This is a genomic window from Anaerosporobacter mobilis DSM 15930 (assembly GCF_900142955.1).
GTDB classification, from domain to species: domain Bacteria; phylum Bacillota; class Clostridia; order Lachnospirales; family Lachnospiraceae; genus Anaerosporobacter; species Anaerosporobacter mobilis.
The window spans coordinates 148,931-169,458 of the sequence record NZ_FRCP01000009.1 but is presented as its reverse complement, the minus strand read 5'-3'; the positions used below and the strand labels follow the sequence as shown (position 1 = coordinate 169,458).

General features: G+C 34.9%; 20 protein-coding genes. 11 read left to right on the top strand and 9 right to left on the bottom strand.

What is annotated here, in order from left to right; translation table 11 throughout:
- Positions 1–106 precede the first annotated feature (106 nt).
- Positions 107–1,249: a DUF1002 domain-containing protein gene (locus tag BUB90_RS09045; RefSeq protein ID WP_073286363.1), complete on the top strand. Its 1,143-nt coding sequence runs from the start codon at positions 107–109 to the stop codon at positions 1,247–1,249.
- A 132-nt stretch (positions 1,250–1,381) separates the two neighbouring features.
- Here the strand turns inward: BUB90_RS09045 and BUB90_RS09040 are convergent, their stop codons facing one another.
- The 5 genes from BUB90_RS09040 to BUB90_RS09020 all read right to left on the bottom strand — a co-directional run bounded on the left by BUB90_RS09040 (position 1,382) and on the right by BUB90_RS09020 (position 6,716).
- Positions 1,382–4,312 carry an alpha-amylase family glycosyl hydrolase gene (locus tag BUB90_RS09040; RefSeq protein ID WP_073286360.1) on the bottom strand — a complete coding sequence of 977 codons (2,931 nt, stop codon included), beginning with the start codon at positions 4,310–4,312 and terminating at the stop codon, positions 1,382–1,384.
- A 182-nt stretch (positions 4,313–4,494) separates the two neighbouring features.
- Positions 4,495–4,764, bottom strand: coding sequence for a DUF1905 domain-containing protein (locus BUB90_RS09035; protein ID WP_073286357.1), 270 nt, complete (start codon positions 4,762–4,764; stop codon positions 4,495–4,497).
- Between the two features lie 48 nt (positions 4,765–4,812).
- Positions 4,813–5,307 (bottom strand): hypothetical protein, encoded by a 495-nt coding sequence (locus tag BUB90_RS23080; RefSeq protein WP_084139167.1) that lies wholly within the window; start codon positions 5,305–5,307, stop codon positions 4,813–4,815.
- A 475-nt stretch (positions 5,308–5,782) separates the two neighbouring features.
- Positions 5,783–6,073: a DUF5605 domain-containing protein gene (locus BUB90_RS09025; RefSeq protein WP_073286351.1), complete on the bottom strand. Its 291-nt coding sequence runs from the start codon at positions 6,071–6,073 to the stop codon at positions 5,783–5,785.
- A 19-nt stretch (positions 6,074–6,092) separates the two neighbouring features.
- A complete protein-coding gene (locus tag BUB90_RS09020; RefSeq protein ID WP_073286349.1) occupies positions 6,093–6,716 on the bottom strand; it encodes a DUF998 domain-containing protein in 624 nt (207 codons plus the stop codon).
- Between the two features lie 157 nt (positions 6,717–6,873).
- Between BUB90_RS09020 and BUB90_RS09015 the strand changes: the two genes are divergently transcribed.
- From BUB90_RS09015 to BUB90_RS08980, 8 genes are all read left to right on the top strand, one after another.
- Positions 6,874–7,203 carry a DUF1622 domain-containing protein gene (locus tag BUB90_RS09015; RefSeq protein WP_073286345.1) on the top strand — a complete coding sequence of 110 codons (330 nt, stop codon included), beginning with the start codon at positions 6,874–6,876 and terminating at the stop codon, positions 7,201–7,203.
- A 35-nt stretch (positions 7,204–7,238) separates the two neighbouring features.
- On the top strand, positions 7,239–7,928 hold the full coding sequence (locus BUB90_RS09010) for a 4'-phosphopantetheinyl transferase family protein (RefSeq protein WP_073286342.1): 690 nt from the start codon (positions 7,239–7,241) through the stop codon (positions 7,926–7,928).
- A gap of 135 nt (positions 7,929–8,063) precedes the next feature.
- Positions 8,064–8,369 (top strand): DUF1540 domain-containing protein, encoded by a 306-nt coding sequence (locus BUB90_RS09005; protein WP_073286340.1) that lies wholly within the window; start codon positions 8,064–8,066, stop codon positions 8,367–8,369.
- Positions 8,370–8,649: 280 nt separating this feature from the next.
- On the top strand, positions 8,650–10,260 hold the full coding sequence (locus tag BUB90_RS09000) for an ABC transporter substrate-binding protein (RefSeq protein WP_073286337.1): 1,611 nt from the start codon (positions 8,650–8,652) through the stop codon (positions 10,258–10,260).
- Between the two features lie 13 nt (positions 10,261–10,273).
- Positions 10,274–11,320: an ABC transporter permease gene (locus BUB90_RS08995; protein WP_278277269.1), complete on the top strand. Its 1,047-nt coding sequence runs from the start codon at positions 10,274–10,276 to the stop codon at positions 11,318–11,320.
- On the top strand, positions 11,313–12,128 hold the full coding sequence (locus BUB90_RS08990; protein ID WP_242952515.1) for an ABC transporter permease: 816 nt from the start codon (positions 11,313–11,315) through the stop codon (positions 12,126–12,128). Before BUB90_RS08995 ends, BUB90_RS08990 begins: the two co-directional genes overlap by 8 nt.
- A 5-nt stretch (positions 12,129–12,133) precedes the next feature.
- Positions 12,134–13,081, top strand: coding sequence for an oligopeptide/dipeptide ABC transporter ATP-binding protein (locus tag BUB90_RS08985; protein WP_073286331.1), 948 nt, complete (start codon positions 12,134–12,136; stop codon positions 13,079–13,081).
- Positions 13,071–13,685: an ABC transporter ATP-binding protein gene (locus BUB90_RS08980; RefSeq protein ID WP_073286328.1), complete on the top strand. Its 615-nt coding sequence runs from the start codon at positions 13,071–13,073 to the stop codon at positions 13,683–13,685. Before BUB90_RS08985 ends, BUB90_RS08980 begins: the two co-directional genes overlap by 11 nt.
- Before the next feature lie 97 nt (positions 13,686–13,782).
- Here BUB90_RS08980 and BUB90_RS08975 read toward each other — a convergent pair whose 3' ends face one another.
- Both BUB90_RS08975 and BUB90_RS08970 read right to left on the bottom strand, forming a co-directional pair.
- Positions 13,783–14,730, bottom strand: a complete 948-nt coding sequence (locus BUB90_RS08975; RefSeq protein WP_073286325.1) for a hypothetical protein — start codon at positions 14,728–14,730, stop codon at positions 13,783–13,785.
- A 203-nt stretch (positions 14,731–14,933) separates the two neighbouring features.
- Positions 14,934–15,245 carry a hypothetical protein gene (locus BUB90_RS08970; RefSeq protein WP_073286323.1) on the bottom strand — a complete coding sequence of 104 codons (312 nt, stop codon included), beginning with the start codon at positions 15,243–15,245 and terminating at the stop codon, positions 14,934–14,936.
- Positions 15,246–15,497: 252 nt separating this feature from the next.
- Here BUB90_RS08970 and BUB90_RS08965 point away from each other — a divergent pair, with 252 nt between their 5' ends.
- Positions 15,498–16,193, top strand: coding sequence for a glycosyltransferase (locus BUB90_RS08965; protein ID WP_073286318.1), 696 nt, complete (start codon positions 15,498–15,500; stop codon positions 16,191–16,193).
- 88 nt (positions 16,194–16,281) lie between these two features.
- Here BUB90_RS08965 and BUB90_RS08960 read toward each other — a convergent pair whose 3' ends face one another.
- Both BUB90_RS08960 and BUB90_RS08955 read right to left on the bottom strand, forming a co-directional pair.
- Positions 16,282–17,139, bottom strand: coding sequence for an SDR family oxidoreductase (locus BUB90_RS08960; protein ID WP_073286315.1), 858 nt, complete (start codon positions 17,137–17,139; stop codon positions 16,282–16,284).
- 143 nt (positions 17,140–17,282) lie between these two features.
- Entirely contained in the window at positions 17,283–19,313 is a 2,031-nt protein-coding gene (locus tag BUB90_RS08955; RefSeq protein ID WP_073286311.1) for a CgeB family protein, read from the bottom strand.
- A 189-nt stretch (positions 19,314–19,502) separates the two neighbouring features.
- Here BUB90_RS08955 and BUB90_RS08950 point away from each other — a divergent pair, with 189 nt between their 5' ends.
- Positions 19,503–20,498 (top strand): polysaccharide biosynthesis protein, encoded by a 996-nt coding sequence (locus tag BUB90_RS08950; protein ID WP_073286307.1) that lies wholly within the window; start codon positions 19,503–19,505, stop codon positions 20,496–20,498.
- Positions 20,499–20,528 lie beyond the last annotated feature (30 nt).

Here is a 20,528-nt window from a genome sequence, read left to right as displayed (position 1 = left end):
AAAGTATATAGACATAGATTACTCTATTCGATATACTTTGAGAAGTCTAGTTTGTTACTGATTACTCGCAAATACAACCATGCATAAGAAAAGTTGGAGGATTTTAATGAAAAAGAAACTACTGGCATTGGCAATGGGCATAACTCTGTGCATTGGAACAATTGTACCAACGATTGCATCTGCTGATAGTGTAACAGTCGTATCAGTTGGTGCCGATTTAACCGATGAACAAAAAGGTAAAATGTTTGAATATTTTGGTGCACAAGAAAACGAAGTCGCTGTGATTGAAGTAAACAACGATGAAGAAAGAGCGTACTTAGAAGGTGTAGCAACAGAGCAACAAATTGGAAGACGTACTTATAGTTGTGCATTCATCGAAGAGACAGAAGAAGGAAAAGGTATTAATGTTAAGACCGCTAATCTAACTTGGGTTACCTCGAACATGATTAAGTCTACGTTAACAACAGCAGGAATCTATGATTGTAACGTAGTTGCGGCCTCTCCGTTTGCTGTATCTGGAACGGGTGCATTAACTGGTATCATGAAGGCATTCGAGATTGTAACTGGTTCCCCCCTTGAAGAAACTAAGAAAGAAATTGCAACAGAAGAAATCGTTATCTCTGGTACCCTTGCAGAGGACATTGGTTCTGATGAAGCAGTTGGTATTATTACGGAGGTAAAAGACACCATCATTGGCGAAAACATCGTAGCTGCTGATAAGATTGAACAAGTAATCATCAACTCAGGTGACAAATTCGAGGTAACACTTACTGATGACCAAGTGCAGATGATTCTTAACACGATGGTCAAAGTCGCGTCACAAGATTATGATTATGAACGTCTTGCTTCTACTTACAGTAGTGTAATAGATAGCGCAGCTGACAATATAGGAATTGAACTAGAACAAGCGAAGAAAGGGTTCTTAGAAAAACTCGGAGATTTCTTCCGTTCTATCATTGATTGGTTTAAAAACATATTCACTAGTGCCAAAGAAGAAATCGAAGACAATGGTATTCTTGATCAGACAGATGAATCAATTCTTGGTGATAATGTTATTGTAGATTCTACCGTAGGAGATACAAACAAAGATGAACCAGCCCGTGATGAAACAACATCTGAAAATAATACTACAGGAAACAGTAATACTGGAATAGAGGCTACTTCTGATACAAATCAATTAGGACCTGAATCTCTATGCGATGAATACAATATTCCTGACGGCGATATAGAAGAAAACAATAGTAATTAGTATGCGTTATGAAAGCGTTTTATTGTATCATTATATGTTAGGTCATTTCTCTAAGAATTAAAAAGCTCCCTCTTGGCAGACAAGTGTTAATCTTGTTTGCCAAGAGGGAGCAACTGTTATAGGATCTCTAGACTAATTAGCTAAGGTGGTACCTATAGCCGAACTATATGTCCAATTACCACCATTAAAGCTCGAATTGGATGTCCATACATTCTTTTCACTCAATAACGATATAGTAAGTGTATTATAGATATTACCATTTGGTATCATTCTTCCAATCGTTACACTTGTAGCACCTTCTGGCACCACTGCTTTATAATATACGGAGTTATTGTAAGTTAACTTCTCACATTTTGTGTATCCACTCTCATTGTTAAACTTAACTACCGCTACGGCACTATCATTACCAAACCAACTGCAAGCACTTACATTCAAATACACACTGTTTTGAGCCTCTTTAAGCTTTGTGTAAGTATAGGTAAATGTATAAGTCTTGCCTCCCTTTGTAACAACAATCGTGTAAGTCGTAGTATCGGTAGCTGTAACACGGAGGGAATTTTCGAATGACGTTGTCGTTGTTCCATTAGAAATTGTAGCAGTTAAAGCATTGGTAACTGTAAACGTAACATCCAACGAATCCGTAAAAGTAGTTCCACTGGAAACAGATGCTGTAACTACTGGTTCTTTATATTCCATCGTATATTGGTAGGTACTTGACTTCGTTTTTGTTCCATTTTGAGCATTGATTACAACCGTATCCATTGCTCCTTCAGCAAGATTATCTCCTACCCTTACTGTCACAGAATCCTGAAAGCTTACCGGATTTCCACCATTTATTGAATATGTCGAAGACTGTGCATCCGTTACAGAGAATGTTACATCCATTGCAGCTGTAATAACAGATGACTCTTTGGTGGCTGCAATAGTAGGTGTTTTATCTCCTACTTCCTTATAAGGTTCCCATGTTCCAGTACTCATGTTATACATATATCCAATACTACCCATTGTCTGATCTTTCGTCTGCGATGCCCCATTATTACTAAATATTATTTTCGTATATCCTGCGTCTGGATTTATTTTAAGCGCATATATATTATTCAGTGAATCACATTTAAACATCTCTTCACCAGGCCATGCAGCATTATTCTTTACTGGAGATACCTTATCATTCCATACATATGCCGTAACCGTAGACCAACCAGACGTATTCTTAAAGAAGATACAATTCTCCAAATCATATTCCATCTTCGTATAGGTATATACTTGTGTTACTGTTCCTCTAGCATTTGTTCCTGTTACCGTTAATGTAACAGTATCTCCACTTGACAAACCTTTCCCTATATCAATTGTTTTAGAACCCGTGAATGAACCATATTCACCAGTACTTGCTGAATATGTTGCACTATCTGCATATAACGCCTCGATGGTAACGCTTAATGAGTCTCCATAGAAACTGGTACCGTTTCCGATGCTGGCATGAATTTGTACAGGATAGGAGCTACTAGGATTTGGCATTACATTCTTATAAACTACTGCTATACCATACTCACTGTTAATTCTTCCTGAAAGCACTCCATTTGCAACCGTAAACGTATTGCCTGATACTTCATCGGTATACGTACCATTTGCCATACCATGTGCTGACATTGAAATCTGTCCTGAGCCACTGAAATTAGCTAGTGCTACACCATCTCCGCGGAAGCAATATGCAATGTTACCTTCAGTCCCCATATTCTCTTGTTTATCTACCATTCTGTTATTAAAATGATTTATTGCCGCTACTTCTTTAGATGCCCATGTATACGTTTCACAAGCCCCCATGGTAGCCGGTGTCAGAGAAGTCTTTAAATTCCCTTTCATTGCGCCGTCTACATCACCTTCAAGAATATTCACTGAATAATATGGTCTTACAAAGAATAGTTTTGCCGCATTATCCTTGTTTGCTACCATCGCCCATGTTCTTACAATGGATTTATCAGAAGCATATCTGGAAGATTCATTCATATAAGTATCATGTGATTCTGCCCATAATACAGATACATTTGGAGCATAGTTCATATTCAACGTGTTAACATTATTGTTGCGAAATGCCTCTAATAGATGATTTCCTGCAGAATTGTCTGTTACTGACATATACTTAGTATAGGAATTAATACTAAAATTATCACCTACTGTGTTAAGAATTTCGCCATACACATAAAGCTCTCCACCCGTTTTAGCCTTATAATGTGATCTTGCTTCACCTAGTACAGTTGGCCAGAAATCACTTGCAAACGATGGGTCATCATCCGGCGTTTCGATATGTTTTGCTGCATCAAATCGGAAGCCATCAGCGCCGCAGTCAATTAGTTCTTTAAGATAATTGGATATATAAGCTTGTACCCTCTTATCAGCTGTATTTAAATCAGGCATTCCTAAACTTCCCATTGTAAAATGTAGTCTACTATCACTCATCCATACTTGATAGGAATTAATATGCCAGTATGATGCATCTGTTAGCATTTCACTATTCCAGTACTCACCAATTTGGGGTGAAACATCAGAAAGTGAGTTTTTCCAACCTGTAATGTTACCCATGTGGTTAGCAACAATATCTACGATTACTTTAATACCATACTTTTCTGCTGTTTGACACATTGATTCAAGTTCTTCCTTTGTTCCTAGCCATGTCTGCCCGTTATCGCAAACACTTTGTGTAACAGGTTGATATAATTTCCACCAGTTACCTGTTCCTCCATAACCCGGTATTCCTACCTCGGTTCCTACAACACCTTTGTATGTATAGTCTTTAGGTTGTGTTGCTGGAGATGTCTGTATTGCAGAATAACCACTTTCAGCGATCAACTGCATATTTTCTTCAATGGTCTTATATGACCAATTCCAGCAATGCAATATAGATGCATCCTGGATCTTATCCACTAGCTCATAGCCATTGGAGCGTTCTGTTACCGTACTTGCGAAAACATACTTATTCACAGTACCTACATCTAGAAGCACCATAACTACGCTTAGGATAATTGCGCATATGCTATAATACATACGCTTGTTTCTTTGATTTTTCATTGTTGAAAAACCTCCTCATACATTATTTTGTAATGTAAAATACTAATTTAAAATACCTTCTCCTTGTATTAATCCAGTATTTTCATTACATTTCCAAGTATAGCATATTTCGAATAATTTCGAAATATGCTTTTTAAAACTTGTTAGGTTTTTCAATATTATTACTTTTTGATCTTCTAGTGCTATTCTCTTTCTTGTATTGTAACCTTCACCATATCACCCGGTTGTTTATGAATTGACTCACGTATATCCTTTCTAAGTCCAATAATGTGACACGGTGTTTTCATACGTACTAAACTACCCTCATATTCTACGCCATCAAATGTGGCTTTCACCTTCACTCTTCCCTTACCGTATTCCTGCTTTACATCATAAGGAAATTCAATATATGCCCCATCTATATCAGGAACCTTTTTTATCAAAGCTTCAAATTCATAAATTTTATCATTCATATATTTCTCTCCATTCATTCAATACATCTTATGGTACATACTCTTACGTTATTCTTTGATACAATCTTCGGGGTTAATTTGTATTAATGTCCAGCTATCATTAGCCTCCCTTCTAAATTGTGCTATTAGTATATCATTATCATTCGTCAATTGGAAGAAAACCATACAATAGTGGTATCCGTCTGTTCCTTCAAAACTAATATATTTGACATAATCCTTCTGCACGGTTGGTAATAACTCTTTGACTAAAGAACACCAACCACCGTATTCAATCTGAACAACAGCTTCCGCGTCATATGACCAGCCATGATAGGGTGCACATAGATAATTTTCGCCATAGAATTGCAAATCAGATATCTTGTATGATCCATTCTCTTCTATTAAATCAACGAATCCATAATAATATGCAAATACTCCTATATTTTTATCACTACCTTCAATTGCTTCTATCTCAACAAAATATCGAACTATTTGATCCTTATTAGCATAGACTGGTACTTCCTTATATTTAATTAGATTAATATGCAATATATTCTGAAACATATCAAGATACTGTTCATAACTCAGTCTCTTCTTATACTCCGACGATATAAAACTATAAGCAAAGGGATATGGTATCGTTGCATATCCAATCGTTCCACAACCAATATATTTTCCTTCTTGTGGATTTGCAGCCTGACGTAATATTCCAAAATAATTGAGGATGGTATTCTCCGGATCTACAACATATTCATTGGGTATGGCTTTCGTTTCCTTAGATTGAAAATAATTAGAGAATAAGGTCCTATAATCACCAGTATTCAGTACAGATCTATTAGATGGACGATAGTACTTCTCTTTGTCTATTTCAGTACCATTCGAATCCCCATCATTTGTAAGGTTCTTTTTGTTTATTGAATTATTAATTATAATACCCCCAAGTTTCGTGTTTATTAATTTATAGTATGTGGGTAATATTGATCACGTACTTCACATTCATTATATTCTCTAATAATTTAGTGATTAATGTATTCTAAGTCTATCCTATTTTCCTAACCCTAACTGTCATATATTCTTTACCTGGTAGAGTTAAACGGAATTTACCTTCATAAACCCCCATATCATGAATCTCCATATTCCAAGTATCTATTATCTCAACATGATACCTACATTCCTCTTCCAGATATTCAAATATTCTATAACTCGGACGGCAGAATCCATAATAGAAGATTTTATAATTATCATCCTCTTCTGCACAAGCAACTACTTCATCCCAACTGTATTTTACATTCTTCAAGCCATTTCCCGGTACCTGTTCTAATATACCCATTCTAAATCAATGTGCTAATTTAGCTTTCCAAACGCATTAATACAATATAGGGTATGTACATAAACACAAAAGAAATTCTTTGCCATAATCCTTCATATGACATTAGCTTTAATACGCCAGTTGAATCCTGTGGTATGTTTTCTCCTGCAATAAAAATAATAAATACAATAAATGATAGAATAAAGTTTACAAGTAGCAATCTTCCAACCGCTACATTTCTTCTCCAAACAAGTATTACCGCTAGCAGACCGGCAAAAACAAATAATGTGCACCCTATTGCAGAGCCATACCCGTGAATTTTCTCTGCAATCGTTACCATTTCTTTGGAATCTCCAACAGAAAACAAACTCGATATAATACAATCAAACACGGCATAGCTAATTGTAATAATTAATAAAATGGTACTTGCAATAGGATTCATCCCTTTATATGTAACAAACAAATGTATACCAATGAATATAAATGATACACCAAGACATGCCATCCATATATTAAATACTGTTCTTACTTGTGACCGTTCACTACCTAACGAACTTAATACCATATTCATATGGCTATATCCTGGGTAAAAACACGCTAAAATAAACGGTAAAATACAATCCGTTAGACAAACAATCAATGTGAATACAAACCACTTATTCATTATAATTCTCCTCTCTTTAATTAATACCACCGTACTATAACAGTAAATAAAAGTCAACTGATATGTCTTTTCATTGCGATAAAATCGTATTCCTAGTATAATAGTACATATTCAGTTAAACATTATATTTGGATAAAGAACATGAAAGGAACCTACTATGGAACATTTATTTGAAACGTATCTACCTATTTTGATTCATATCTTCGAACTTATGGGTATTACCATACTAAGTATTGGTGGCTTTAAAGCATTTTGGGGATATCTAAAAGAATTACGTACCAAAGAGCCTTATAAAATAAAATATCAATTCGCAGCGTCACTTGCTACTGCATTAGAATTCAAATTAGCTGCCGAAATCTTAAAAACGGTATTGATTAAATCTTTTGATGAATTAATTATCTTAGCTTCAATCTTTGTATTACGTGTCCTAATGACCTTTGTACTTGAATGGGAAATAAAACAAGAGAAACAGCATGAGGATAAGTAAGAATTATAAATTACTAACTTTCAGGAGGAATTTCTATGGTGAAAAGATATGCCCTAAATTGTAATATTTCTCTAACTCCCAGTGAAAAAGAGACTATATTACGTCTTTTATCAAAAGAGCGAAAAAACAGAGTTGCCAGTTACCGCTTTGAAAAGGATGCTATCCAAAGTATGTTATCAGGATTGTTACTTAAGTACATTCTAAAACAGGAGGGTTTTGGAGCTGAATGTAACGTAAGCTACAATGAATATAAAAAACCATATGTAGATTGTACTGGACTAGACCACGCTGATTTCTTTTTTAATATTTCACACTCAAAGGATTGGATTGTATGCGGTACTAGCACAAAAGAAATTGGCATTGATATTGAGAAAATAAGCACATGCCACTACGACATAGCACAACGATTCTTTCACCAAGATGAGTATCATGAGCTCTTGTCAAGACCACAAGAAATGCAAGCAGAAGTGTTTTATACTTACTGGACACTGAAAGAAAGTTTTGTGAAATATATAGGGAAAGGAATCTACATACCATTAAATGAATTTCTCATACAGTTTCCTTCTTTACAAATAGATGCATCTGCTTATACCTCCAAACCCTTACATCTTTTTACACAAACATGGGAAAAACAGTATCAGCTGTCTTTATGTACAGAAGAAACCGAAGTTCTCCCTGTTGAAGTACTTGACTTAGATCAAATGCTATCTTTTTTTAATTTCTAATTTTATCTGAAACTAAATTAACATGAAGTAAAGGCAATCCTACTCCAATTTACATTATCATAGAGACATCATATAGCATAATTTTCATTCCCATGGTTATACTAATCTTGAAAAATAAAATTGAGGAGGTTTCCCATGCCAAATTTATCATGTTCGGTATATAATTGTACACATAATGATTCCAAATTATGTAACCGACATACTATCGACGTATCTGGTGGAGCAACTAAAGAAAACACTTGTTGTAGCAGTTTTATAGAATCTTCAGGAACTTCAAATTGTAGTGGCTCTGGTAGTCCAGAAACTAATATAGCATGCAAAGCTCACGACTGTACCTATAATGAAGATTGCTCCTGTCACGCAGACCATGTTGATGTCTGTTCCTGTGGTTCAGCTTGTAACTGCTATGAAACAGAATGTCATACTTATAGTAAACGGTAGGACGCTAGGTTTAATTGAAACAGACATGATTAGAAGATTCCTATATTAAATATCTTAGTCATGTCTGTTTGTTTATACTTTTCCTATTATACATTTCTTATTATTCCGATCTTATTATTCATTTCTTTTCTTCTTCTCTTTTTGTTGTTATTCTTTGCTTTTTCGTTTCACCTCTAGATAAATATAATCCCCCATACAGGCTTGTAGATTTTTGTAATCATGGTATAATTCGACTAAATTATTTAATATTATACATATAAATACTCTCAGGGGAGGAATTATGAAAAAACATAAGAAATATCTATCTCGTATAACACTACTTGTTCTGCTATTACTCCTTGTAACTGGTTGTTCTAAGAGTAGCAATTCACCTACGAAAGGAAATGAGATAGACAATAATAGCGTTGTCATTGCAATTTCCACAGAACCTACTACACTCGATCCTTGTATCAGTTGGGGACACGGTACAACACCATTAATCCAAAGTACTCTTGTGGAATATAATCAAGATATGATATTTTCTAACGATCTAGCAACTGACTATTCCATCAGTGATGATGGTTTAACTTGGACTTTTACCATTCGAAACGATGTGACATTTACTGACGGTGAACCTTTAACAGCGTCTGATGTTGCTTTTACCTTCAATACTGCAAAGAAGGGTCAGTCCTCTCTTGATTTAACATTCATGGACAAAGCAGAGGCAACTTCTGATGATACGATTGTTTTTACGTTAAACAGACCAACCTCTACCTTCTTAAATACCATAGCAACTACTGGTATTGTTCCTGAACATACATATAATGAAAATTATGGTACTGCTCCCATTGGCTCCGGACCTTATACCTTTGTTCAATGGAATAAAGGCGAACAACTTATGTTAAAGGCCAACAAAGATTACTATGGAACAGTTCCCTCAATTGAGAATGTTACCATTGTGTTTATGACGGAAGATGCTGCTTTTGCTGCTACCAAAGCAGGGCAAGTAGATGTTGCCCTTACCTCAGCAACACTAGCCACGGCGGATATTGCTGGTTATTATTTAAAAACCGTAACCTCTCTTGATAATCGTGGTTTTACATTACCAGTTACTCCAGATGAAGGTAAAATTACAGAAAGTGGATTTCCTTACGGTAATAACGTAACTTGTAATCTAGAAATCCGTCAAGCTTTGGCGTATGGAATTGATCGAGAACAGATTGCCAAAGTAGCACTAAATGGTTTTGCAGATCCCGCTTATTCAGAAAATGATGGTATGCCTTGGAATAATCCCGAAGTTATTATTGCAACAGATAAAATCTATGCGAAAAAACTTCTAACTGATAATGGTTGGATTGATACGGATAATGATGGCATTGTTGATAAAGACGGATTAAAGGCCGAATTTACTTGTATCTATCCTGCAGGGGATTCCTTTAGACAAGCTGTTGCTCTTGCGGCTTCCGCGGAGGCAAAAGAACTGGGAATTAACATTATCGTGGAAGGTACAAGTTGGGATGATATCTCTAAGAGAATGTTTTCTGACGCAGTACTTATGGGTTGGGGTTCTTCTAATCCTTACACCAGCTATAGTTTATATCACACCGATACGATGTTAAAAGACGATTACTATAATCCAGAAGGATATTCAAACCAGACTGTCGATTCTTACCTAGATGTGGCAATGAAATCACTTACTCCAGAAGAAGCTTATGAAAACTGGAAGAAAGCACAATGGGATGGAACGACTGGAACATCTATGAAAGGGGATTGTCCATGGGTATGGCTCGTTAATATGCACCATCTATATTATGTTCGTGAAGGCCTTGATATTGGTAATCAACAACTTCATGCTCACGGTGCATCTATGCCTCTATTACAAAACTTAAAGGACTGGTCATGGGAAAACTAGGAGGAGTTACATTTTGAGGGTTACAAAATCTATCCAAACAACACTTAAATATATAATAAGAATGCTTACTCTTTTATTTGCAGTCAGTGTGATTGCATTTACCTTAGTAAAACTATCTCCTGTTGATCCTATTCAACAATATATCCTTAGTACCGGAGCTGTTTCACCTGAACAGCGAGAAGAATTAGAAGAATACTGGGGGATAGATGAACCTCCAGTAAAACAGTTTATCAATTGGTTTAGTGCCTTACTTCACGGTGATATGGGTACTTCATTACTATATCGACGACCAGTGCTTGATCTAATCAGGGAGAAATTTCTTAACACCTTGGCTTTGATGATTTGTGCATGGGTTTTCTCTGGTATTATAGGGTTTTCATTAGGTTGTGCAATGGGAGTTTCAAAAGATAAATTATGTGATCGGATTTTAAAGAGAATATGCCTATTCTTATGTTCAGTACCTACCTTCTGGCTTGGTTTAGTGCTACTACTTATCTTTTCCGTTTGGTTAGGCCTGTTTCCAATTGGATTTAGCTCTCCTATAGGGATGATGAATAGCGACGTTAGTATCTGGCAACAGATTCACCATCTTATACTGCCAGCCTTATCACTTAGTCTTATGTCCTTTGCCAATGTTGCCTTACATACAAGGCAAAAACTCATTGATGTTCTTGAAAGCGATTATGTTCTCTTTGCCAAAGCAAGAGGAGAAGGAAGGTTTACAATAGTAAAACGTCATGGAATACGGAATATTTTATTACCAGCCCTTACCCTCCAGTTTGCTTCTTTCGCCGAATTATTCGGTGGCTCCGTATTAGCTGAGAATGTGTTCTCTTATCCGGGATTGGGTTCTGCCGTCTCTGCTGCTGGATTAAATTCTGACGTACCGTTACTACTAGGAATAACATTATTCAGTGCAGTTTTTGTCTTTACAGGTAATCTCATTGCCAACATACTATATGGCGTAATCGATCCTAAAATCAAAGAGGATTACGAAATACAAAATACCTCGCATAATAGCGACGGTCACACGGTATCGGAGAATGATAATAATGAATAGACGACAAAAACTACTTATATTAACGATTCTAATAACACTTATTATTGTATGTACATACTTAGCAGGTATCTGCATTAGCGAAGAAGCTATAGCTGTTGATTTTACTAATGCCAAATTAAAACCATCTCTTCATCATCTCTTTGGAACAGACTGGTTAGGACGAGATCTTTTCGCCCGTACTATGAAAGGACTTAGTATTAGTATCACTGTGGGGGTGGTCGCTTCTGCAATTAGTGCTATCATCGCTGTATTAATAGGTATTGCTTCTGCTGCTAGCTCTAAGGTTATTGATTCGATCATCAATTGGGTTATTGACCTTGTTATGGGCGTTCCTCATCTGATACTAATTATCTTAATATCTTTTGCCTGCGGAAGAGGGTTAAAGGGATTATTAATAGGAATTGCAGTTACCCACTGGACAAGCCTTGCAAGATTGATACGTGCTGAGGTATTAGGGTTACGTACGGAACATTATATCGCGGTTTCAAGGAAACTAGGAAAAAGCAACGGTTTCATATTAATCCATCACATACTACCTCATATGATACCACAATTTATCGTTGGCCTTGTACTAATGTTTCCTCATGCTATTTTACATGAAGCTTCTGTATCCTTCCTAGGATATGGTCTCTCACCAGAACAGCCTGCAATCGGCATTATCCTATCAGAGAGTATGAAATATCTATCCTCTGGTATGTGGTGGTTAGCATTCTTTCCAGGACTAACTTTAGTAAGTATCGTGTTCTTATTCGACCGCTTGGGCGATAATCTAAAATCACTTATTGACCCTTATAGTGCGCAGGAATGAGGTGAATGAACTTGAATCATATTAAATCATCAACTTTATTAGAGATTGACAATCTGTCACTCTCCTTTCAAATGTATAAAGGATTCGTAGAGCAACAGCAACTTGAAGTAATCTCGAATCTTTCTGTGACTGTTCATTCCGGTGAAATCTTAGCCATCGTTGGATCAAGTGGCTCTGGAAAAAGCCTTCTAGCACATGCTATATTGGGTATTCTTCCAGAAAACGCAACAATTAAAGGTACTCTAAGATATAAAGATCGAATCTTAACTTCTTCTTACCAAGAAGAGCTTCGCGGTGAAAAACTTGCTCTTGTCCCTCAATCAGTTTCCTACTTAGACCCCCTTATGAAGATTTCAGGCCAAGTAATCGGTCATAAGGATAAAAGCAAGCGAAAGTTAGCATTAAAAAATATCTTCAAACGGTTAGAACTCGAAGAAAAGACAGAAAACATGTTCCCTTTTCAACTATCTGGCGGTATGGCTAGGCGTGTACTTGTAGCCACTGCAGTTATTGGAGACGCTGAATTAATTATTGCTGACGAACCCACTCCAGGTATGCAGACAGACCAAGCCTTAGAAGCACTTGCGATATTCCGTAAGCTTGCAGATGAAGGAAAAGGGATTATCTTAATCACACATGATATAGATCTTGCTCTTAATTTTGCGGATAACGTAGCTATCTTCTACGCAGGTACTACTCTTGAGATTACTCCTCCAAAAGATTTCTTAGATGGAGAGCACGCACTAAGACACCCTTATAGCAAGGCACTCTATAGAGCTATGCCACAGAATGGTTTTACTCCTCTTGCCGGACTTCAACCTTATGCTGGTACAATCACAAAAGGTTGCCCTTTCGCTCCTCGGTGCGCTGAATGTATGGAACAATGTAAAAAAGAAATCCCCCCAATGAGAAAACTTAGAGATGGATATGTGAGGTGCTACTATGCAACTTGAAGCAAATAAAATATGCTTTGGCTATAATAGAAAAGAGAGCTACCTACTAAACAACATTAGTCTCACCTTCAAAGAGGGAGAGAAAGTTGCAATCGTTGGCCCAAGTGGTTATGGAAAAAGCACCCTTGCTAAGCTACTCTCTGGATACCTAGCACCAGTTAAAGGTAGGGTGTTACTGGATGGAAAACCACTTAATCCAAAAGGGGTCTGTCCGGTTCAACTAATCTATCAACATCCTGAAAAAGCAATCAATCCTCGTTTTCGAATGCGCCAAGTATTGGAAGAAGCCAAAGGACTTGACCTGACAATACTTAAAAAGATAGGTATTGAAGAAGAATGGTTAACACGCTTTCCAAGAGAATTATCGGGTGGTGAGTTACAACGTTTTTGTGTAGCACGTGCGTTATTACCTGAGGCCCGCTTTCTTATTGCCGATGAGATGAGCACTATGCTAGATGTTATCACCCAAGCTGGACTTTGGAATGTGGTCCTAGAAGAAGTGAAACGAAGAAATATGGGGTTAATCGTAATTACCCACAATATGCATCTAGCTACGCAAGTTTGCGATAGGATTATTGATATTAGTGCGATTAATGGATTTTAATGCTACATTATACGCAATAATAAGTAAGCCACAAGCAGAGGTAAATTCTCTAGCCTGTGGCTTTATTAACATAACTCTATCCTTTATCATAGAATCACTATTCGTTCATTTCATTACAAAAATCACAGTGTTCCATCAACTTTTGTAACTTATTACTCAATTCTCTTTCTTCATTTGCTGCTCTATCGATTATCATAATTAGAGATGTCATTGCTGCATTAATTTCCCTTGTATTATTAGAAGAATTTATTATGTTTATAAATTTTTCACTTTCTTCATTAATACAATGTGCGATCATAGCTTCTTTTTTAGCAATCTCTTCTAATTTATCACAACAACATCTTTTATGTTCATATATACAAAGATCTTCCACTATACATTCCATAACACATTGCTCACCACCTTGTTTTGTTAATAGAATAAAAAGGTGACTTTCGCCGTAATTCTTATCATTTGGAACTGAAACCATCGATTCAATTCTAAAACAAGAAGGAATACATATACTTTTACTTTGTCCACCACATAAAGAAGATATTCGAATTTCTTGTCTTGGTCTTGTTACTCCAAAGCAAATAAAGCATGTAAAAAGATCTGTTACACCTCGTATTCTCTTTTTGCAACTTCTAAATAAAATTCTACAGTCACTTAAAGAATATTTTTCCATACTCACTATCGCATTTGAATAAGAGATAAATAACCTATCAGATTTAGCATGATGAGAAATACCATTTATTTCTTTCTCTCGAAGCTCAGGTATTAAAATGACACGTTTACCTATTTCTACAAAACTATTATTTAACTTATATATACATGAGGAATCCTCATAATCGGTCGCCCAAAAACAATCTTCATTTGAATCATAGCAAATATACGCATAGTTTCTACATGTCTCAAAACATTTTATCGGATTAAAACAGACATCGCATTTTATTATCTTATTCTCATCTTTAACCGTAAAATAAAAACATCCTCCGTCATTTGCAATTCCTCTAAAACCATGGATAGCGTTTATCTCCAATGCTTTTTTTGTTTCTATTTTCAACATATTATCTACCCCCATTTAAATTACTTATTAACATATTGTTACTCTTCCAAAGGTTCCAATCGATTTAGCTATATACAGACGGAAGTTTACTTTTATCTTCCCGTATTCTACGAATACGGGAAGATACTACACTAACAAGAGTTCTTCACATCATAATACTTTGATGTCCAGCCATAGTGTTCTTATTCTATATTTTTTTATTATTAATCGTGTCTTCTATGCTCAGAGCAGCCACCATTTGGACAAGTACAGTTGATAAAGAGTGAAAGTTTAAATGCTAAAACAAAATCTAAACGTGTAACTGCATTAATTAATTCAAGCTTTTTATCATCTTTACTTTTATCTGAGCTACTACTATCATAATCTGTATAACATTCGGAATCATTTCCATAACTTGGTCTGTGATTTGCTTTATCTAATATATCAGCTAATGCTTCTTGCTCTTTAGCAACGGAATCAATAAGATTTGTAATAGCTTGACAACGTGTAACTGGATAATTTCTTTGTTGTGTCATGTTAATCTAACCTTTCTAATTATATAATTATTATTGATCTCTTATTTCATCAATATAATGTATTATATGCGTTGTTTCGACATGTTGATACATATTTCACTATTTTTTTATTCTTTATTACAAATACTAACAATCCAGTAAAACAAGCAAGTTTACAATAGAATTAGATTGTTAATTTCACAGTTTTTGTAATCTAGCATAAAATGATATTGTACTGCAATATTCTACAATTTTTGCAAAAGGAGTCCTCATATGAATAAAAAAATTATACTCACCATATTTTTTAATACCTTTAAATGGTCACCAGACCGTTTAACAGAGCCTTGGATACAAAATCGCTTAAATTTATTCTTTAAATATACGCTCCCCTCATTAAAAGCACAAACTTTCCAAGATTTTATTACCTACGTATATTGTGATGTTGAATCCATGGATATCATTGAAAAACAATTGGCAATGCGTGAACCCCTGCCTGATAACATACATTTCCTTGATACCAACACAATTAAAGAAAGAATCAAATCCGATATTCAAGGTTATGACCTCTTATATCTAGTTCGTATCGATTCTGATAATATGTATCAGAAGGATTATCTTGAAACTATTTATGAATATACTCCAAAACCTGAAACAGAAGCACTTATTACACAATATGGGTACATGTTTGATGATATAACGAAAAAGCTCGTTCCTTACTATATGGAATCGCCTTCTTTCTACACTTTCATATATAATGTGGATGATTTTTCAAAAAACATAAGATATAAAGTTCCTGGTGGGCATGCATATGTGATTTCTACATTAAAATGTGAGTTGATTCCTGGTCAAAACTATCTAATAAGTGTACATGATGATAATGTGAAATTTAAGAGTTGGAGACTTAATAACTTGAAAGAAGTTACTAATCCCACAGAAGTTTTCCATGAATTTGGTGTTGAAGAACTATAAAGAGCAATCGAGGCTGTCAATCCCCATGCTACGATCACATCAATTGTAGCGCTGAATATTCAGCATGGGGTTTTGACACCCTAACCAGTTAATTAAAATAATATATTGGATATAAACTTCTGTGATAATAAATCCAATCTTTCATTTCTTGTATCATCTGCTCGTAACTTGGAACAGCGAAAGTAAAATCACTCCGCGTATTTATTAAGGTTTTATCTAACTTTTTTTCTGGAAACGGTTTAATCAGTAACCTGTTATCTCGAAAATAATAGTTAAATAATTGACACAGCTCATACTTACTAATTGCCATGTTGTTAACTAGATGATATAGTCCTGTAATCTTCTCTTTCATTGCCTGTTCCATTGCCCTTGCTAACGTTAGCGTTGTTACACCAGTCCATATGGCATTGGTATATCCAGATAATTCTGTTTGTTGTTTCATAAACCAGTGAAATAATCCGATACCATTTTCTTTCACATCTGGTCCAATAATTGACATCCGAAATGTTATGTTTTTGTTATCTTCAATCTCCCCTAATGCCTTTGTCTTATCGTAAACAGTAGTCCCATCACATAAAGATTTTTCTGTGTAGGGTCCTGTATTGCCAGCAAACACACAATCTGTACTCATATGAATAAGTCTTGTTTTTTTATCTTTAATAATATCAGTAATTATGTGTGGCAAATACGAATTAAGATAAATTGCATTTGATATTCTCTCTTGGGCAAATTGATTTAATACACCAATACAATTAATTACATAGTCATAATCATTCTCTAGTAAGATTTCTGTCAATTGGTCTATATTGCTCGCATCCCCAATAATCGTATTCCACAGTAAGCTATCTTGCCTTGAAAATCCTGTAACCTCATATCCTTTTTCTAAAAAGTAAAGTGTAATCATATGACCTGCCATACCGGTAGCACCTAACACGAGTAATTTCATATTAATAAACACAATCCTTTCAAAGACTTAAGTTTGATTCGGGTGTTAAAAGCCAATTTTAATTTTAGTCTCGTCAATTTGCACAATTTATATATGAGAATGTTATGTCAATTTTTATGTGTGCAAATTGACGAAGGCAAGTTTTACGAGATGCTTTTAACAACTGAATCAATTTTTAAATTTTCCCGAATCATGGGATTCAAATAAATCTCTTGTATCTTGACTCTAGATTGACTTTTTATTGCAAAGCACAAAGTAAATTGTTTTGAACCTTGTGGTATCGTAATCTTTTGATAGGAGTTGGGTAATACAACGATTCGTTTTATTACTTCTTCTCTTTCATCTATAAATACTACTAATAGTTTTACTACTCCACTAAATAGACAACGAAAGCATATTGAGATTTTATTCGCTCTTTCATACTCACTTACATCATAGATAGCATTACTATATAAGTACACCTGCCCCTTAACGATATCATGTGGTATTACATTTAATCCGCCCGTATCATCAACTGCTAGACTAACATATTTAGCATTGTTTTTAACCTCGTCAAATATCATATTGCCCGTTAGTTTTTTTTGATAACTTGCCATACTTGGTTGTAAGCTTTCTGATACCCTGTATAATTCTTCCATCTTATAGCCAGTATTCATAGATAAATCATCCACGGTATCACAGGTTTCCTTCGTATAATTCTCACAGAAATTATATTGATCAATATAAAGACAATTCAAGGTTACCTTATTGCTACCAATTACATCTGGATCAATTGCTATATCCTTTGCTACGTCATACTGCATAATACAACGATCCAGTATCATTTCATTTCCCCAAGTATAGATCTGATAATCTCCACAACTTAAAAACTGATTATCACAATTCGTATAATAACTACCTTTTCCAATTATTTTGGCATCACTATATTCTTGCGCTAAGATACAATCCATTAGATAATTGATGCCATAATAATTCGAAGGAGTAAAACATGCATAATAATCACTAACGCCAAGATCAGCGACTTTCATATCAGGATAGAAGGAAATCTTCTCGGTATCTGTATTAATATTACTGTTTTCTTCCACAATAAAGATTAATTTTTTGCTCTGATAAGATTGCCTTTGAAAAGCCTTCAAAACAAGATTTACTTCTTCCTGACTACACACAATTGAATATACTACTACCTGTTTATCTATTTTACTTATCCTTTTCTTTAATACTTTTTGTGCAATATATAGCAATCGTTTTTCATATGTATGTTCTAAGAGAACCGTTCGTAACGCTAATAGACGAAGTTTATTATAATATTCTTCATCATTTAACAGTTTTGCAATTTCAAGTGATGATTCTTCCCCCAGGTAAACTACACAGAGATCACCTAACATATTCGTAATGGCTCTACACTCATTACTTATAGTTATTGTATTGGAGGACATTAATTCAAACACCCTTCTTGCTTCCATGGTAGAAGAATCTTGGACTGTATTCATGGTTAAGCCAAACCTGTATTTTTTATATGCTATATCTATTTGATCCACCGGTAAGGAACCCAAAATCGAATCTTTATATTTATCTGGATAGGTATAATTAATATCTTCTGGGTGGGCGTTTCTATCATAAATATAAAAGTTCATATATTTTTTACAAATATCATAGATTGCCTCAAATGTCTCTGACCGATTGATTCGATTTCTATAATAACTTCCTGCAAAACAGATAGCATCTTCCCTATCATAAACCTCTATCGGATGAAAGACTTTGGGAGATGTGGCAAATGGAAACAGACCTACATTATTATGATGTAATAATAACTTGTATAAGGGAATACTATCCATATCCGTAGTAAATACTAGGTCAAACTGTAGGGCAGTTGTAAAAAACGTATCAAAATGCACAGGATCTTCTTTATTCCAGAATACCGTAGGTATAGTATTCTGTTTACAATAATATATCACCTTAGCTAGCTCCATACTAAAGACAGATATCTTTTTATTCCATTGATTTTGATATCCTCTCCAAGCTGATTCAACAAATAAAAAATCAGGCTTTAATTCTTCTAGTTGTTGTTCCCAAGTATGAATATCCAGATTAATTAGCTGACATTCCTTTGCCAAACAATATTCTGTAAAATCATCGACAATACAAGCAATTTTCAAGGTATTAACACGATTCAAGGTCATTAGCTCCTTTCAGAATTAGGGCATTAAACTACACTGCTCTTCTTTATTATATTAGTTTTTTCGACATATAGTTCCACTAAAACATTCTATTTTTACTTTTGCACATAGTTTCGACAAAATGCATACTATAAAATGTAGAATAAAATAGGTTAAGTATAGTTTAGTCATGAAAGGATATGTGCTATGTTTAAAGATAATGTTATACTAATAACAGGTGGCACTGGTTCCTGGGGATACGAATTAACAAAACAATTGCTCCAAACGGAAGTAAAAGAAATCCGGATATTTTCACGAGGTGAATTAGCTCAAGTTACTATGGAACGCTATTTTCATAATAATCGTATTCATTTTATTATTGGTGACATCCGCGATTACACTTCTCTTGATAAAGCATTATATGGGGTCGATTATGTCTTCCATCTTGCAGCATTAAAGCATGTACCAATCTGTGAAAATCAACCTCAGGAATCCATAAAAACTAACATTCTAGGCACTGAAAATCTGATAAGAGCATCTATCAGCAATCATGTGAAAAAAGTAATTGATGTATCTTCTGATAAAGCAGTAGCTCCACTTAATGTCTATGGAATGTGCAAAGCACTTGGAGAAAAAATGATTATCAATGCCAATGAAACCTCGAATGATACAAGGTTTGTCTGTATTCGAGCCGGTAATGTTTTAGGATCTAATGGTAGTGTTGTTCCATTATTTATTGATCAAATTAAGAAAAGAAATGAGATTACTATTACACATACCGAGATGACTCGTTTCTTCCTAACCATACCACAAGCGATTTCTTTGTTATTTACCGCAACAGCAACAAGTATTGGTGGAGAAACACTTGTTATGAAGATGCCATCTTGCAAAATCACAGACCTGGCAAACGTGCTTGTCCAATTTTACGGAGACAAAAACACCAAGATAATCGTTACCGGATTGAGACCAGGAGAAAAATTACATGAAGAACTTATATCAGAATATGAAATTGGTTATGTTTATGAATATGATCTTAACTATTATTTAATTAAGCCATATATACCCACTCTTGAATTCCAAAAATACTATTCATACATTGATCAAAACATTAAATTACAAAATAAAGTTACTTCTTTACAAGAACATCTCATGAATGAACATGAAATTATAGAGTTGTTGCAAAAAGGAAACTTTTTACCATAACTCTTAATTCTATACTAAAAACAAGATTTT

Bases quoted from the DNA above. Each gene is read 5' to 3' on its own strand.
- BUB90_RS09045 (WP_073286363.1), top strand. From the start codon at position 107: ATGAAAAAGAAACTACTGGCATTGGCAATGGGCATAACTCTGTGCATT.
- BUB90_RS09040 (WP_073286360.1), bottom strand. From the start codon at position 4,312: ATGAAAAATCAAAGAAACAAGCGTATGTATTATAGCATATGCGCAATT.
- BUB90_RS09035 (WP_073286357.1), bottom strand. From the start codon at position 4,764: ATGAATGATAAAATTTATGAATTTGAAGCTTTGATAAAAAAGGTTCCT.
- BUB90_RS23080 (WP_084139167.1), bottom strand. From the start codon at position 5,307: ATGTTTCAGAATATATTGCATATTAATCTAATTAAATATAAGGAAGTA.
- BUB90_RS09025 (WP_073286351.1), bottom strand. From the start codon at position 6,073: ATGGGTATATTAGAACAGGTACCGGGAAATGGCTTGAAGAATGTAAAA.
- BUB90_RS09020 (WP_073286349.1), bottom strand. From the start codon at position 6,716: ATGAATAAGTGGTTTGTATTCACATTGATTGTTTGTCTAACGGATTGT.
- BUB90_RS09015 (WP_073286345.1), top strand. From the start codon at position 6,874: ATGGAACATTTATTTGAAACGTATCTACCTATTTTGATTCATATCTTC.
- BUB90_RS09010 (WP_073286342.1), top strand. From the start codon at position 7,239: ATGGTGAAAAGATATGCCCTAAATTGTAATATTTCTCTAACTCCCAGT.
- BUB90_RS09005 (WP_073286340.1), top strand. From the start codon at position 8,064: ATGCCAAATTTATCATGTTCGGTATATAATTGTACACATAATGATTCC.
- BUB90_RS09000 (WP_073286337.1), top strand. From the start codon at position 8,650: ATGAAAAAACATAAGAAATATCTATCTCGTATAACACTACTTGTTCTG.
- BUB90_RS08990 (WP_242952515.1), top strand. From the start codon at position 11,313: ATGAATAGACGACAAAAACTACTTATATTAACGATTCTAATAACACTT.
- BUB90_RS08985 (WP_073286331.1), top strand. From the start codon at position 12,134: ATGAACTTGAATCATATTAAATCATCAACTTTATTAGAGATTGACAAT.
- BUB90_RS08980 (WP_073286328.1), top strand. From the start codon at position 13,071: ATGCAACTTGAAGCAAATAAAATATGCTTTGGCTATAATAGAAAAGAG.
- BUB90_RS08975 (WP_073286325.1), bottom strand. From the start codon at position 14,730: ATGTTGAAAATAGAAACAAAAAAAGCATTGGAGATAAACGCTATCCAT.
- BUB90_RS08970 (WP_073286323.1), bottom strand. From the start codon at position 15,245: ATGACACAACAAAGAAATTATCCAGTTACACGTTGTCAAGCTATTACA.
- BUB90_RS08965 (WP_073286318.1), top strand. From the start codon at position 15,498: ATGAATAAAAAAATTATACTCACCATATTTTTTAATACCTTTAAATGG.
- BUB90_RS08960 (WP_073286315.1), bottom strand. From the start codon at position 17,139: ATGAAATTACTCGTGTTAGGTGCTACCGGTATGGCAGGTCATATGATT.
- BUB90_RS08950 (WP_073286307.1), top strand. From the start codon at position 19,503: ATGTTTAAAGATAATGTTATACTAATAACAGGTGGCACTGGTTCCTGG.